Consider the following 14,877-nt stretch of genomic DNA (forward strand, 5'->3'; position numbering starts at 1 on the left):
AGTTTATTTATTTTAGACTTTATTTTTTTTAAAAAAAATTTAAACTAAAGTTTAATAAATTTTAAAATTAGTCGATAAATAAAATTACTTATGGAAGTTTTAATTAATTTTAAGAATAAACTTTTGGCTTATGCTTTTTTTGAGATTTTGGGAAAAATAGAAGGGATTATTCCTTGTCTGCCTGAGGAAAGAAAATGTAAGGAACCAAATATTATTTTAACTGATTATTTCAGTCTAAATAAAGAGATCATTTCTAAATTTCCGAAAGCTAAGCTTGTTCTTGTTGATTCAGGATTAAGGGTAAAGTCTTTATTAAGGGTTTTGATGCAATATAAAGTAGCAGGAATAATAGCACCTTATACTGATTTAAATCTTTTTAAAAAAGCTTTAAAGGTTATTAGTGATGGGCAGATCTGGCTTGATAATAAATATCTCAAACATTTACTTAATGGTATGGATAAAGTTTCTTCTAAAGGAATTTCTTTAACTTCTAAAGAAAAAGATATAATTTATCTGGTTTGTGAAGGTTTATCAAATAAAGAAATTGCTGATAAATTAAATATTAGTGAACAAACAGTTAAAGCTCACCTTCACAAAATATTTAGAAAATTTAACATTTCAAGTAGAACTCAGCTAATTAACATCTTTTTGAATCTATTAATGACTACTAAAGTTTATAAACAAAAGTTAAATTTTTATTATCTAAATTTTTAATACTAAATTATCTCAAAATTAATTCTTATTACTTATTTACTTCCGAGAGATTCCTAACTATAAATATCTTATGAAAAAAATTAAAAAGGAGGTACCCAGCGCTGGGTTGTTGTAAAAACAAAAAAACTTAAAGGAGGTGTCACATGTTAAAAAAATTAGCAGTTGGTTTAGGTTGTTTAGGTCTTTTGCTTGGTGCAACAACAATGTCTTATGCCCACGGCGGCAATAGCGGTAATGGTGGTGGTTGTTCTGGTGATGCTTGTCAGGTATCCCACGCCGTGGATGTTGAACTCGGCGTGAATGTAAAGCTTGATGTTGATGTTTGTATCGATGCCGGAAACATGAACGACGATTTCTGGAGCACTCAAGCTTCTATCGGTCAGTATGGAGACGAAAACACTGCATCAATTACTCAAACTTCTACCTCACAGCTTGCTGGTATCTTGCAAGTTGGCGACCAAAACAAAGCTGGTATTAGTCAGACCGGGAACAACGAGTACGCAGCAATCGGTCAGTATGGAGATCTTAACAGCGCATATATTAATCAAACTTTGCAGAATGCAGCAGCTATCACCATTCAGTGGGGGAACTCCAACATAGCTTCTATTAGTCAGTAAGGTGTAAAAGACGAGGGGGTTATCCCCCTCGTATCCTCATTTAGAGGTGAACAATGAAAAAAATGAAAAAAATAAAAAAAATAAAAAAATTTCTTTTCAGCCTCTCCTTGCCCCTTCTCCTTTCAGCTAATTTTTCTTTTTCTCAGCCAACAGACCTACAAAAACTTGATCCAAACGTAGCCTTAAATTTGGATGTAAACCTTGATGTTTCAGTTGATGTAAAATTAAACTTACCGAGCGATTATGCTAAAACTGTTACTATCCAAATGGGAAACCAAAACGAAGCCTATCAAATACAAAATGGAATAGCAAACACTGCTTTCATTTATCAAGAGGGGATTTTAAATTATGCTTCCCAGTTGCAAGAGGGAGATCATAATGAGGCATATATTATTCAAAGCGGCTCAGGAAATAAAGCTTATCAAAATCAGTATAACGACTATAACACTGGTATAATAATCCAGATTGGACATGGAAACGAAGCTCATCAGAATCAATATGGATATGCAAAAGGAATTATCATTCAAAATGGAAATGGGCACATAATTACTCAAAATTAAGGTAAAGAAATGAAGGGAATAATCTTAGGAATGCTTCTTTTAGTGGTTTTACCTTTAAAAATTGAAAATTTTCCTGCAGAAATAAACTTAGAGATAGAAAGAGAAAATTCTCTTTTAAAGGTTTATTTAAAATGTTATAATCCCACTTCAGAACCTATTAGCTTTAAAGTTGGCTTAAATGTAATCAAAAATGGAGCTGAAGGAAAAGCAACTATTTTACAAAAACAAAACATAAAAATTTTGCCAAAAGAGAAAATAAAACCCACAATAGGGGTTATAAAAATAAATCCTCAAGACATTTACCTTATAGAAGTTAAAATTTGGAATAAAGAAGGGGATCTTATTTTTGAAAAAACTATAACTTCAGAGAATTTGGTATGAAATACATTTTTTTAATTTTTTTATTTTTCCTTCTTTGCAATCCCTTATGGTCTCAGGAAAATGAAGAAAAAAAAGCTGAAAAAGTTATAAAAGAGCCTACTTTTTATGGTTTCATTTTAGATAGAACCAAATCTAAAATAGGAAGGGATTTTTTTGAAAATTTTTCAGGTCTATGGGAATTTCCCCCTGGAACAGAACATCTTAACATTGTTATAGATGAACAAAGTGATCCAAGATGGGGAAGTCAAATCCTAATTTTTGTTGAGGATACCTTAGTTTATTATACTTTATTAAAACCCCGTTCAGAAGACATTGATCAAAAAGCAGAAGAAGCAGTTCAGGTAGTTTTTAATTATCTTATGGATTATCTTAAGTATCAAAAATATTTAGAAGAAGAAAAATTTATGTAGGAGGGTTAAAAATGAAAATAGTAAAATCCCTTTTTATTAGCCTTATTTTAAGTTTGAGTTTTATTTCCTCCTCTAAAGCTACTGAACTTATTTTTCAGTTTACTAATCCTGCTTTTGGAGGAAATCCCCTTTATGGTTCTTATTATCTTCAGAGTGCTCAAATGCAAAATATTTTCAAAGAAAAAAAAGAATCTTGGTTTAAATCAAAATCTTTAATTGAGAGATTTACAGATAGTTTTACAAGCCAACTTCTTTACCGAATGTCTGATTATATTTTAGATCAGCTTTTTGGAGAGGATAATACCTTACCTGAAAGCCCTATGACTTATACCATAGGGAATTTTAGAATTGAGTATAATCCCTCAGGTGATTATTATACCTTTACTATAACAGATCTTTCAACAGGAGAATCAAGCACCATACAAGTGCCTAAGTTTATGTAAATTTCTATTTTATGGGAGGATAAAATGAAGATAAAAAAGTATGGAAGTCTTTTTTTGGGTTTAAGCCTTCTCATTACCGGATGTGCTGGTCCTGTATATTCTCCATTTTATGAAAAAGCAATAAGTGGAACAGAATACATTACCTCTGTTCATAAAGACCTGACAAGTCTTCCTCCTCCTGAAAAACAAATTCCAGTTGCAGTATATAAATTTAGAGATCAAACTGGACAGTATAAATATTCTACCACTGTTACCAGTTTTTCTACTGCAATAACTCAAGGTGCAACAGCTATACTTATTAAAGCTTTAGAAGATAGTGGCTGGTTTATTCCTTTAGAAAGGGAAAACCTTGCTAATCTTCTGCAAGAAAGAAAAATAATTTTACAGATGAGTCAGCAATATAATGATGATCACTTGAAAGAAACAGCGCTTAAAACTTTACAACCTTTGATTTTTGCTGGTGTCATTTTTGAAGGAGGAATTATTGGTTATGATACCAATATTGTTACTGGAGGGTTTGGAGCAAGATATTTTGGAGTAGGTGGTGCAGTTCAGTATAGAGTTGATAGAGTAACTGTTTATTTAAGAGCAGTTTCAGTAAAAAATGGAGCTATCCTTAAGACAGTTCAAGCAACTAAAGTGGTTCTTTCTCAAGAACTTTCAGGTGGATTTTTTAGATTTGTAAGATTAAATAGATTACTTGAAATTGAAACAGGAATTACTTCAAATGAACCAGTTGAAATGGCAGTGCAAGAAGCTATTGAAAAGGCTGTTCATGATTTGATTATTGAAGGAGTTAAGATCGGAATGTGGAAACCTAAAGATCCTGAAGCTTTTAAGACTGTAACGGAAAGATATGAGAAAGAAAAGGAAGAGGCTTTAAAACGTCTTAAAAGTGCAGGAGAGGCTGAATTTTGGGGAGTAAAATAAAAGTTTTTTACCCTCTTAAATCCTTTTCAATAATTTCTGCTATTTTTTTTCCGCTCATAAGCATCCCACCAAAAATGGGACCCATTCTTGGAAGCCCAAAAACTTCACAAACTGCTATTCCTGTAACATAAAGCCCCTCCGCCACCTTTCCAGTATAATCAACTACCAATTTTTCAGAAACCTCACTCCAATTAGATTTTTCCCCTTTTATAATTATATTTAATTCAGGATTTTTCTCTGCTGCAATTTGAACAATCTCAGCTCCATGTCCTGTTGCATCAATAAGTGCCTTTGATTGAGTATAGAGGGGATCTACGTGAAGTCCAGAGATTTCAATTGCTGTCCATCTCCATAAAACTCCTGTAACTCTTGGAGGGTTATCCCTTACTATAACATCTTCTACATGAACTCCCAGAATTATTTTAGCCCCTGCATCAAGTGCTCCAACTGCAAGTTTTGCTATAAGTTCTGCAGGATCAATAGTATAAAGATTTTTTTCAGCTTCTTTATATTTTATTTTAAAATCTTTTAGAATAGGAAGAGCCTCTTCTTGAACAACTATTTTTGGAATCATATTTCCTCCGCCTCCTATACCGCCACCAAAGGAAAGCCTTTTTTCATAAACAAGAACTTTAAATCCCTTATCTGCTAAATATTTAGCTGAAGTTAAACCAGATGGACCTGCACCTACAATAAGCACATCTACATCACTATACTCATAAAGATCTTCCATTCCGAATTTAACTATAGCCCTTTGAATTTTTAATTCCATTTGCCCCTCCTCTGATAAAATATTTAAAATGAAAATTTTTACACAAATTTTATATAAATTAATATTCAGTGAAAAAAGTAACTTTGTTATTTTCTGAATTTTATTATAATAACTTTAAAAAAGAAGGGATTTGAAATGGAAAAAAAACCTATAGGTCAGCTTCTTAAAGAAAAGGGATTTATTAGCGAAGATTATATTCAATTTGCTTTACTTGAGCAAAAAGCAACAGGAGAAAAACTTGGAGAGGTTTTAGTAAGAACAGGTCTGGCAACAGATTTAGAAATTGCTATGGTTCTTGCTGAACAAAGTGGTTTGCCTTTTCTTGACCTTTCTGAAATTTCACCCTCTCAAGAAGCTTTAAATAAAGTTCCTCCTTCTTTTGCAAGAAAATATGAAGTTTTGCCTATAAGAATTAATCCTGATAGAACTCTTGAGGTGGCTATTTCAGATCCCTTTAATTTTTACCTAATTGAGGCAACTTCAAGGGTTTCAGGATTAAAAGTAGCTCCTTTTGTATCTGCATCTTCTCAAATTAAAAAAACTATAGAAAAATTCTATTATTTCTTAGAAAATCCCGTTGAAGCACAAATTTCAACTGTTATTGAAAAATTAAAGATTAATCCTCAGGCGGACTTTGATGCTGAAGATCTTTTGGAAAAACTTTTAATCTTAGCCATTATAAAAAGAGCTACAGATTTACATATCACTCCCACTGAAAAGAGTGTTCAAATTCATTTAAGAATAGATGGAGTGCTTGAGCCTTTAATAGTTTTTCCCAGAGCTATATATGGAAAGTTGGTAAATGTGGTAAAAATAAAAGGGCAGATGGATATAGCTGAAACAAGGCTTCCTCAGGATGGGAGAATGCAATTTTCCTTCTTAGGAGAATCTTTTGATTTGAGAATTTCAAGCATAAGAACAACCTTTGGAGAAAATTTAGTCTTAAGATTTCTCCCTTTAGGTGCTTATGCACAACATCTTTTTTATTTGGGTTTTTCTAATGAACAGATTGAGCTTATTCGTCAAATTATGGGTTCTCCCTATGGAATGTTTTTAGTTACTGGACCAACTGGTTCTGGTAAAACAACAACTTTATTTGCCTGTCTTAGAATTCTTAATCTCCTTGAAAAAAATGTTCTCACTGCAGAGGATCCTATTGAATATAGGTTACCTTTAGTAAGACAAACACAGGTGCATGAAGAAATTGGTTATACCTTTGCAAAAGCTATAAGGCATTTTTTGCGTCAAGACCCTGATGTAATTATGGTAGGTGAAATAAGAGATGAAGAAACAGCTCAAATGGCAGTAAGAGCATCTCTTACCGGGCATCTTTTTCTCTCTACCGTTCATACCAATGACGCACTTTCCACTATTTTTAGATTAAGAGATCTTGGAATTTCTCCAGATATGCTTTCTTCTACTCTGATAGGACTTTTAGCACAAAGATTAATAAGAAAAATCTGTCCCTATTGTAAAGAAGAATATAAACCTGATCCTAAACTTTTAAAATATTATGGACTTCCTGAAAATTATGTCTATTATAGAGGGAGAGGGTGTGAGTCCTGTAGATTTAAAGGCTATCTTGGAAGAACTGTAATTGCAGAAATTTTTTATATAGATGAAGACTTTATTAAACTTCTTTCTAAAGATGCAACCTTTCCAGAATTTTTAGAACTTGCTAAATCAAAAAATATTAAATTTTTAAAAGATGATGCTAAAAGAAAAGTTTTAGAAGGAATAACAACTGTGGAAGAGATAAAAAGAGTAATTGGGTAATGCCTGTTTACAAATACGAAGCATTAAATAGAGAAGGACTAATTGTAAAAGGGGAGATTGAGGCCTTAAATTTGGAAGAATTTTTTAATTATCTTTCTCAAGAAAGGCTTACCCTCTTAAAATATAAAACTAAGATATTTCCTTGGGAAAAATTATTTAAAAGAATAAAAAGGAAAGAATTAGCTGAATTTTGTCACAATTTAGCTTTTTTAATTTCTGCTGGAGTTCCTATAATTTCAGCTTTAAAGGATTTAAAAGAAACTATTGTTAATCCTCTTCTTAAAAGAAAGGTAGAGAAAATCATATCTGAAATATTAAAAGGAGAAACCCTTTCTTCTGCCTTTGAAAAGGTTAATATTTTCCCACCTATCGTTATCTCTTTAGTAAAAATAGGAGAAGAAACTGGAAGACTTGACAAAACTTTAGAGGAAGCTTCAAGACATCTTTATCGTGTAGAAGAAATAATTTCTCAAACCAAAAGGGCTATGATGTATCCTACGTTTGTAATATTTTCTATTTCAGGAGCTTTTCTTTTTTGGATGATTTATGTATTACCTAAAATTTTAGAAGTTTTTAAACAAATGCAAATTAAATTGCCACTTCCAACCATTATTTTAATGAGAGTGGTAGAGACCTTTCAGAAACATTATCTTTTAGTTTTAGTTTTGTTAACCCCGATTATAGCTATTATTTTTTTAATTGCTTTATACAAAAATCCCAAAACTCAGGCTAATGTTGAGAAATTTTTGTTAAAACTTCCTTTTATAGGATTTGTAAAAAGATCAAGTTTTCTTGCCTTCTTTTTTGAATACTTTTCTTTACTTTTAGAAGCTGGAATAGATATTTTAAGAAGTTTTGATTTAATGCATGAATCTTTAAATACTCATCTTCCCAAAAAAATAGTTTTAAAGGTTAAAGATAAAGTTGTAGCTGGTTTTCTTTTAAGTGAGGCTTTAAAAACAGAAGAAATTTTTAATCCCTTTGATATAAGATTAGTTAGTGTGGGAGAACAAACTGGTAAATTACCAGAGCAAATGAAAATGTTATCAGATCATTATTTTAATGAAGTTCAAAATTTAATTCAAACTATGAGTAAAGTACTTGAACCAACGATTATTGCAATTGCTGGAATTATATTTTTAATTATCGTAATAGCTCTAATTGGACCTATATATGAGCTTGTTTCACAACTTGGGAGAATGTAAAAATATGGTTTTTATTTTAATAATATCACTTATTTTAATAGGATTTGGATATTTTACTCTTTTTACCCTTGATCCTAATTTAGCTTATGAAAAGCTGGTATTTGAGGTTAGAATGGCTCAGATTTCTATTATAATAGGAAGTTTTTTATTAGCCTTTTACCTTTACAAAAGACTATAAAATGAGATTTTAAGAAATGGATTTTTTAGATAAAAAAGAAGAAAAATTTTTTGATTATTTAGAATTTTTTGGACTTAAAGAACCTCCCTTTTCTCTTACACCAGATCCTAATTATTTCTTTCCAGCATCTACTCATATAAAGGTTATAGAAGTTTTTAAATATGGATTTTTAAAAAAAGAAGGATTTATGATATTAACTGGAGAGCCAGGACTTGGAAAAACTTTACTTATAAAATTAATTTTAAAAAATCTGCCTGAAAATTTTGAAAAAATTTTCCTTCTCACCCCAACACTTTCTCCCTACGAATTGATATTAAGTATTTCTCAAAAATTGAATCTTATTTCAGAAAAAGAAAGTATATCAAAAGAGATTTTGTTAAATCTTTTACAAAAATATTTGGAAAACTTAGAAAAAGAAGGGAAAACTTTATTAATAATAATAGATGAAGCCCAAAATCTTCCTTTAGAAACACTTGAGGAATTAAGACTTCTTAGCAATTTTGAAACAGAAAAAAATAAACTTATTCAATTTTTTCTTGCAGGACAACCCCTTTTAACAGAAAAATTAAAAAGTTATCAGCTTTATCAATTAGCTCAAAGGATAACTATATGGGAAAATTTAGCTCCTTTCAATAAAAACGAAACAGGAGAATATGTTAGATTTCGCCTTGCTAAAGCAGGACATCCTATTATAACTTTTGAAAGGAATTTTGAAAAACTTTTATATGAATTTACTAAAGGGATACCAAGACTAATAAACAAACTAATGGATAGAACTTTGTTAGTAGCTTTTGCTGAAAGATCTCAAAAAATTAAAAAGAAACACTTAAAAATTGCCAGAAACTCCTTTCCAGATGAGGTATTTCCTGTAAAATCTAAGAAAAAATTTTGGAGATTAATCAAAGGTCTAAGATGGATAGCATCTGGATAATAAAGCCTTTAAAAGAAAACCTATTTGAAGGTTTTAAGTTTGATAAAAAATTTAAAAATTTTGAATTTTTTTCAGAAATAGAAGTTTCTCAACTTAAAAATCAAAGAGTTTATTTAATTTTAGAACCTCAGCTTTTTTTTGTCGAAATTGTAGAAATTCCTGGCAAAATAAGAGAATTTATTAGAATACAAGCAGAAAATAGGGTAAAAGAAAGTGGTATTTTTTTAAGCCCTCCTAAAACAATTTACAAAATTCTTGAAACACTTGAGGTAAGTTCAAAAGTTTTTGTTTTTGGTATAGAAGAAAAAATTATTAATACCTATCTTGAAAAGTTAAGAAAAGCTCAGGCAAGAGTAGAAGTTATCACCCATAAACTACTTTCTACCTTTTGTTGGTTTAAAAGAGTATTTGCTTATAAAGATATTAATTATCCTGTTTTGTTGGTTATTTTAGATCCTACAGGAATATGGTATTTAGCTGTTTCTGAGAAGGCACCCTTGTATGGAAAATTTTCTCCTGTAGATGAATTTATTGGAATTTCCCCTCAAGCCCTTTTAGGAGATATATTAACTTTAAAAGATTATTTGTATAGATTTTTTAGAGAAGACTTAAAGGGATTAATTCTCTTGGGTAAGGAAAAAGAAAAGATAGGAAAAGAAGCTCTTATAGAAGCAACAAAATTACCTATAATTAATCTTACTTCTATAGCACAAGAAGCTTACATCTATCCTGAAATATTTGGTGCTATAGAACTTGAACCAGAATTTAATTTTCTACCCTATTTAGAAAAAGTTTTTTTAAATCAGATAAAATGGATTGAAAAATTAACACCCCTCTTTTTAGGCTTGGCAAGTTTAAATTTTCTCTTAGGCATTGTTTTTTATAAAATGAATTCGGATTTAGAGGAAAAAATTGATCTTGAACTACTTTCTACAAGAAAATTAATAAATGAAATTTCTTATAAATTGCCAGAAGAATCTCTTCAAAAAATAAAAACATATATAAATTTGGAAAAAGAAAAGATAGCAAGTTTCAGACTTGATGAGTTTTTAATATGGCTTTCACAAAATTGGGATAATAAATTGGTTTTAAAAAATTTAAAAATAGAAAATGTTGGAAATAATACCTCTAAAATTTTGATAGATATTGAAATTAGAGGTGATTTTTTATCTGCCCAAAAAAAGACAGATGAGTTGATTAAAGATTTTGGTAGATACTTCAAAATAGAAAGTAGCAATTTTAATTTTTCAGGAAAAGAAAATAAAGCAACCTTAAGTTTATCTTTAATAAAATGAAAGAATTAATAAAGGGTTACCAAAGAAAACTTATTTTTTGGTGTTTCTCTTTAATACTCTTTTTCTTGTCTTTAATTTTTGTCTTCTCTCAAGTTATTAAAATATTTGATAATTCTCAGAAACTTAGTTCACTCTTAGAAAATAAAAATAATTTAATTTCTCAAGTAGAAAATCTTAATCTTTTGATTTTAAAGATTCATCCAGAAAGATTAATAGAACCTCAGACTATACCTGTAAATATAGCCTTTGAAATAAATAGTCTTTCTTCTGCCCTTTCAAATCTATCTTCTTTATATTCTGAAAACGGAAGTCTTTTTAGAATAAAAGAAGCTACTATTTCTACTTGTGAAAAAAGTGAAAACGAAACTTTAAACAGTACCTGTTTTTATACGATAAGATTATCAGGGGAAAAAGTAAAATATGCTTTTTAGGTTAAGTAAAAATGAAAGAGATTTATAAAATTTATTTGATTTTTTGGGGACCTATTTTGGTTTTAGCAATTTTTTCTATTTTATTTCTTTTAAAATATAAAAATACTTTAACCCCCTTTTCCGAAATAAAGCTCTCTTCAAGCTACATTGAGGTAGCAAATGAGTTAAATAAACTAAGTTCCTTAAAACCCTTTAGACTTGTAGAAAACTATAATATAATTGTAGATCCCTTTTTAACTGGTTTTAAAGAAAAAGTTCCCAAAGAAAAAACAATAGCTTCAGAGTTAAGACCTATAAAAACACTACATTTAAGTATGATTTATATAGAAGGAACGAAAAAGATATGTATAATAAATAATAGTAAGTTTACTGAAGGAAGTAAATTAGAGAAGGACATAAAAATAGTAAGGATAGGTGATTATTATGTGGATTTACAAATTAAAGACAAAACTAAAAGGCTCCTTTTGGGGCAAGCTATTAGTTTTTAGTTCATTAATTTTCTTAGTAAGTTGTGCTACAAAAGAGCCTGAACTGGAAAAGGCATCTTCTGAATTTTTGAAAAAAGCTTATGGAAATGAAACTAAAGAAGAAATTAAAGAAAATTCTTTCCAAACCCAAGAAACTCAATTAACTCCTCTTTATAAAGAAATTTCTCCTCTTGAAACCAAAACCCTTACCCTTTCTTTTAAAGAAGAAAACTTTGAAAATGTGCTTTATTTTCTTGCAAAGGAAGCAGGACTTAATTTGGTAATTTCTCCAGAAATTTACACACTTATTCCAGAAGGTTCAAGAAAAATAAGCTTTCAGTTTAAAAATCAAACTTTAAAAAATATTTTGGAATCTGTTTTGGAGTCCCTAAATTTGCACTATCAAATTAAAAAAGGGATTCTTTATGTTGTTCCTTTTGAAGAAAAAACCTATTCCTTAGGATTTTTACATGTAATCCAAGGAAGTGAATTTAAATTAGGAGGGGATGTTCTTGGTGGTGAAATGATGATGGGAGGTTATGGAGGTTATGGTGGTTATGGTGGTGTAGGGACACCTACAATTATCTATACACCTTTGAAAGGTAAATATGAGGTAAAAGGAGAGTTAGAAAAAAAGCAAATAGATATATATACTCAATTAGAAGAATCTATTAAAGCTCTCCTAAGTGATAAAGGAATCTATACTTTAAATAGGTTAACAGGGACTTTATATGTAAAAGATAGACCAAGTCACATTAAAATGGTTTCTAAATTTATAGAGGATTTAAAATCAAGATATGAAAAGCAAGTCCTTATTGAGGCAAAAATAGTAGAAGTAGCTCTTAATAAAGAACACGATATGGGAATTGATTGGTTAGAAATTGCTAATTATTCTTTAGAAAATAGGATAAGACTTGATGAATTAACTTCCAGATTTACTACCAGACCAAATGAGCCAACCATCGCTCTTACTATTACAGGAAGACCTGATATTAATTTGGTTTTAAATCTTTTAAAACAATACGGAAATCTTAATATTCTTTCCAATCCTCGATTAAGAGTTATTCATGGACAACCAGCCTTAATAAGTGTAGGACGCTCAGTAGAATTTGTAAAACAAATTATAAGAGAACTCGTTACAGCTGAACAAGTTGCCCGGGTTCAAATAAGTGTTACTACTTCCTCTATTTTTGATGGTGTCTTATTAGGAGTAACTCCTTATATTACAGAGGGAAACGAAATTCTTCTTCATGTAGTTCCTATAAAAAGTGATATTATTTCTTTAAGAAGAGAAGATTTTGGTCAAGATACCTCAGTAACCCTTCCTGAAGTTAATTTAAGAGAGGCAACTTCCATAATAAAAGTTAATCCGGGAGATATAATTGTCTTAGGTGGGCTTATTTTAGAGAAAGAAAGTGTTAATGAGAAAAAAATTGCAGGCTTTGGAGATATTCCTATTTTAGGAAACCTCTTTAAAAGAGAACAAAAGGCTACACAAAAAACAGAACTTGTAATTATTATAAAAGTAAATTTGGTATAAAATGGGTAGTTTTTACGAAATTATTAAAAATCTTAAAATTCCTGAGGAAAAAAGAAAACCTGAAGGAAAAAGAGTCTTTAAAATAAAACCTCGGATTTTATTTTTATCCTTTTTTTCTTTATTAGTTTTATCTGGTTTAGCTTTGGTTATTTTTAGTTATTATATGAAAAGTTACTATACGAAGGATGTAAAAATAACTTCTCAAGAAGGTTTAAAACCTCCTATATCATCTCCCCAAGTAAATGAAACAGTAAGCATTACAAAACCCCTTCCTCAAGAAGAAGTTGCAAAACCTATACCTAAGAAAAAACTCGCTAAAACGTCTCCTATTTTTAAAAATGCTTTAGCTAAAAATATTTCTAAACCTAAGACTACTCAAACATCTGTTATCTCAAAGCCTAAAGAGGAAAAGGAGCCTTCTATAGAGGGGTTTCTTTTAACTAAGGAAGATTTATTAAATAACCTTCTTCTTGTTGCTGAAGAGGAAAGAAAAGGAGGGAATTGTAGAAAAGCCATCTCTTATTATAAAAGTTATTTAAAAGAAAGAGAAAATCCTTTGGTAATGAATAATTTGGGAGCCTGTTTAATTGAACTTGGAGATTTTGATTCTGCTATAAATATTTTTAATAGGGCATTCTCTTTAAAAAATGATCCAGAAATAAAATATAATTTAATAATAGCTTATTTTAAAAAAGGAGACAAAGAGAAGGCTTGTTTTGAGCTTAAAAAATTGGATGCCAATTCCTTTTTAGATGAAAGAATAAAAAGGCTTATAGAACTTTGTAAATAAAATTAATAATTAATAATCATTAGGTACACAACTATTGCCTTGTTTTAGGATTCGGATTTTACAGTTTTTATTAGCATCATAAGAAAGTAGATTAGAATAAGTAAAATTTCCACAAAGATTATTACAATTGTTACCAATGTAAGTTTCCAAATAATCAATTTGATTAAGAACAACAAGATTTCCAGAAGAACAAGTTCCTCCGCTTTTCCTATAAGAGTTGATATTATTGTCTAAATAAACTTCTAAAGATGTGCAAAGAGATGGGGAAGAGGTTGCATAACTACATCTTTGCTGTTGAAGCTCAAAAAGGGAAACATACTCTACTATATCATCATATTCTTCAGGTCTTGTAAAATCATAAGGAAAATCATCTACATTATTTTGTCCTTGAGGATAAATAGCTGTATTTGTTTGAATATTAAAATTAAGCCCTCCGCTTATAATTATAAAAGTAATATTATTTTTGGGTTGTCCCTTATCAGTTATAGAAAGAGAGGTTGAATTTAAACTGCAAAGATCAGTAGAGTTATTAGTTAATTCAGAGGAAACTATATAAAGGAGAGCCTTTCCTTGAGCATCAAAACCATTAACCCCTACTTGATTAAAAGAAGGATCGGGAGAGGAAGGATTATAATTATCAATAGGTCTTGCAGGAGGTAAGTATCCAAATCTTATTCCATAACCCTTAAAGGCTTCAACTGCTCTTTTTACTGCTTCCTTACTTTCAGTATATTTTGTTCTTTTGGTAAGAGTTCCTATTAAAGTTGCACCAAGCCCAATAAGAAGTCCAATAACTACAAGAATAATAGCAAACTCAACAAGAGTAAAAGCAAAATTTTTAGAAGTCTTCACTTTTATAATCTAATATATAAATCATAAATAGTATTAGGATTAGCTCTGTAGTCTCCACTACCTCTTATAGAACCGGTATTATAAACACCATCATCATATTGCTGATCAATTGATAAACATACATCACCGGGAACATTATCAAAACCAATCCAATGGGTAGTTAATCCTTGAACTGTTGCATATCCTACTCCTACAGTTCCTCCATAAGGATTTCTTGGCGCTGTATTATCAAGACTTCCTGTGATGATGTTAGCAAGTTTTAAATGATGCCAAAGATAACAAGTTTCACCTCCACCAGTTGTTGGACAATTAAAAGTAAAACCTCCAATTAATCCATCTCCATTACCTGGGGTAGTTGACCAACGAGTATTTGCAGTAGGATCATCTCCTGGGAAGGCTCCATATCTATCATAATAGGTATAAATTGCTGCTAAAACTTCTCTATATTGGTTATAAAGACGCTTCATCTTAGCATTATTAATTAATTCCTGCCCTTTTAAAATAGCTCCTAAAATTAAACCAATAATTACTAAAACAATTGCTAATTCAACTAAAGTAAATCCTTTCCTTTTCATAACCCTACCT

19 protein-coding genes are annotated in these 14,877 nt (G+C 30.2%); 16 read left to right on the forward strand and 3 right to left on the reverse strand.

Features of this window, described 5'->3' with window-relative positions; genetic code table 11:
* Positions 1-90: 90 nt before the first annotated feature.
* The 7 genes from TOPB45_RS04685 (at position 91) to TOPB45_RS04715 (ending at position 4,055) form a co-directional block, all read left to right on the forward strand.
* Positions 91-714 carry a helix-turn-helix transcriptional regulator gene (locus TOPB45_RS04685; RefSeq protein WP_013909703.1) on the forward strand — a complete coding sequence of 208 codons (624 nt, stop codon included), beginning with the start codon at positions 91-93 and terminating at the stop codon, positions 712-714.
* 143 nt (positions 715-857) lie between these two features.
* Positions 858-1,331 carry a hypothetical protein gene (locus TOPB45_RS04690; RefSeq protein ID WP_013909704.1) on the forward strand — a complete coding sequence of 158 codons (474 nt, stop codon included), beginning with the start codon at positions 858-860 and terminating at the stop codon, positions 1,329-1,331.
* Positions 1,332-1,384: 53 nt separating this feature from the next.
* On the forward strand, positions 1,385-1,891 hold the full coding sequence (locus TOPB45_RS08600; protein WP_013909705.1) for a Curlin associated repeat-containing protein: 507 nt from the start codon (positions 1,385-1,387) through the stop codon (positions 1,889-1,891).
* Between the two features lie 9 nt (positions 1,892-1,900).
* Positions 1,901-2,272 (forward strand): hypothetical protein, encoded by a 372-nt coding sequence (locus tag TOPB45_RS04700; RefSeq protein WP_013909706.1) that lies wholly within the window; start codon positions 1,901-1,903, stop codon positions 2,270-2,272.
* On the forward strand, positions 2,269-2,682 hold the full coding sequence (locus tag TOPB45_RS04705) for a CsgE family curli-type amyloid fiber assembly protein (RefSeq protein WP_013909707.1): 414 nt from the start codon (positions 2,269-2,271) through the stop codon (positions 2,680-2,682). The genes TOPB45_RS04700 and TOPB45_RS04705 overlap by 4 nt, the downstream gene beginning before the upstream one ends.
* A gap of 11 nt (positions 2,683-2,693) precedes the next feature.
* The gene (locus TOPB45_RS08605) at positions 2,694-3,125 is read left to right on the forward strand and encodes a curli production assembly/transport component CsgF (RefSeq protein ID WP_013909708.1); all 432 of its coding nucleotides are present in this window, start codon (positions 2,694-2,696) and stop codon (positions 3,123-3,125) included.
* Positions 3,126-3,149: 24 nt separating this feature from the next.
* On the forward strand, positions 3,150-4,055 hold the full coding sequence (locus tag TOPB45_RS04715; protein WP_013909709.1) for a CsgG/HfaB family protein: 906 nt from the start codon (positions 3,150-3,152) through the stop codon (positions 4,053-4,055).
* A 7-nt stretch (positions 4,056-4,062) separates the two neighbouring features.
* On the opposite strand, the gene TOPB45_RS04720 is transcribed toward TOPB45_RS04715, so the two are convergent.
* Entirely contained in the window at positions 4,063-4,827 is a 765-nt protein-coding gene (locus TOPB45_RS04720; RefSeq protein ID WP_013909710.1) for a sulfide-dependent adenosine diphosphate thiazole synthase, read from the reverse strand.
* Positions 4,828-4,962: 135 nt separating this feature from the next.
* Here TOPB45_RS04720 and TOPB45_RS04725 point away from each other — a divergent pair, with 135 nt between their 5' ends.
* Genes TOPB45_RS04725 through TOPB45_RS04760 form a run of 9 tightly spaced genes read left to right on the forward strand, consistent with a single transcriptional unit; the run spans position 4,963 to position 13,440 of the window.
* Complete coding sequence (locus TOPB45_RS04725; protein ID WP_013909711.1) at positions 4,963-6,603, forward strand: GspE/PulE family protein; 1,641 nt, start codon at positions 4,963-4,965, stop codon at positions 6,601-6,603.
* On the forward strand, positions 6,603-7,808 hold the full coding sequence (locus TOPB45_RS04730; protein WP_013909712.1) for a type II secretion system F family protein: 1,206 nt from the start codon (positions 6,603-6,605) through the stop codon (positions 7,806-7,808). Before TOPB45_RS04725 ends, TOPB45_RS04730 begins: the two co-directional genes overlap by 1 nt.
* A 4-nt stretch (positions 7,809-7,812) precedes the next feature.
* Positions 7,813-7,986, forward strand: a complete 174-nt coding sequence (locus TOPB45_RS08935) for a hypothetical protein (RefSeq protein ID WP_154645418.1) — start codon at positions 7,813-7,815, stop codon at positions 7,984-7,986.
* Between the two features lie 16 nt (positions 7,987-8,002).
* Positions 8,003-8,917: an ExeA family protein gene (locus TOPB45_RS04735; RefSeq protein ID WP_013909714.1), complete on the forward strand. Its 915-nt coding sequence runs from the start codon at positions 8,003-8,005 to the stop codon at positions 8,915-8,917.
* On the forward strand, positions 8,899-10,212 hold the full coding sequence (locus tag TOPB45_RS04740) for a hypothetical protein (RefSeq protein ID WP_013909715.1): 1,314 nt from the start codon (positions 8,899-8,901) through the stop codon (positions 10,210-10,212). Before TOPB45_RS04735 ends, TOPB45_RS04740 begins: the two co-directional genes overlap by 19 nt.
* The gene (locus TOPB45_RS04745) at positions 10,209-10,643 is read left to right on the forward strand and encodes a hypothetical protein (protein ID WP_013909716.1); all 435 of its coding nucleotides are present in this window, start codon (positions 10,209-10,211) and stop codon (positions 10,641-10,643) included. Before TOPB45_RS04740 ends, TOPB45_RS04745 begins: the two co-directional genes overlap by 4 nt.
* Positions 10,644-10,654: 11 nt before the next feature.
* Entirely contained in the window at positions 10,655-11,131 is a 477-nt protein-coding gene (locus TOPB45_RS04750; protein WP_013909717.1) for a hypothetical protein, read from the forward strand.
* Entirely contained in the window at positions 11,067-12,650 is a 1,584-nt protein-coding gene (gene mshL / locus TOPB45_RS04755) for a pilus (MSHA type) biogenesis protein MshL (protein ID WP_041430337.1), read from the forward strand. Before TOPB45_RS04750 ends, mshL begins: the two co-directional genes overlap by 65 nt.
* Position 12,651: 1 nt before the next feature.
* Positions 12,652-13,440 carry a tetratricopeptide repeat protein gene (locus tag TOPB45_RS04760; protein WP_013909719.1) on the forward strand — a complete coding sequence of 263 codons (789 nt, stop codon included), beginning with the start codon at positions 12,652-12,654 and terminating at the stop codon, positions 13,438-13,440.
* Between the two features lie 9 nt (positions 13,441-13,449).
* Here TOPB45_RS04760 and TOPB45_RS04765 read toward each other — a convergent pair whose 3' ends face one another.
* Positions 13,450-14,292, reverse strand: coding sequence for a type II secretion system protein (locus tag TOPB45_RS04765; RefSeq protein WP_013909720.1), 843 nt, complete (start codon positions 14,290-14,292; stop codon positions 13,450-13,452).
* Between the two features lie 2 nt (positions 14,293-14,294).
* Positions 14,295-14,867: a type II secretion system protein gene (locus TOPB45_RS04770; protein WP_013909721.1), complete on the reverse strand. Its 573-nt coding sequence runs from the start codon at positions 14,865-14,867 to the stop codon at positions 14,295-14,297.
* Between the last annotated feature and the right edge of the window lie 10 nt (positions 14,868-14,877).

Origin of the sequence: Thermodesulfobacterium geofontis OPF15 (genome assembly GCF_000215975.1) — a bacterium.
Taxonomy (GTDB): Bacteria; Desulfobacterota; Thermodesulfobacteria; order Thermodesulfobacteriales; family Thermodesulfobacteriaceae; genus Thermodesulfobacterium; species Thermodesulfobacterium geofontis.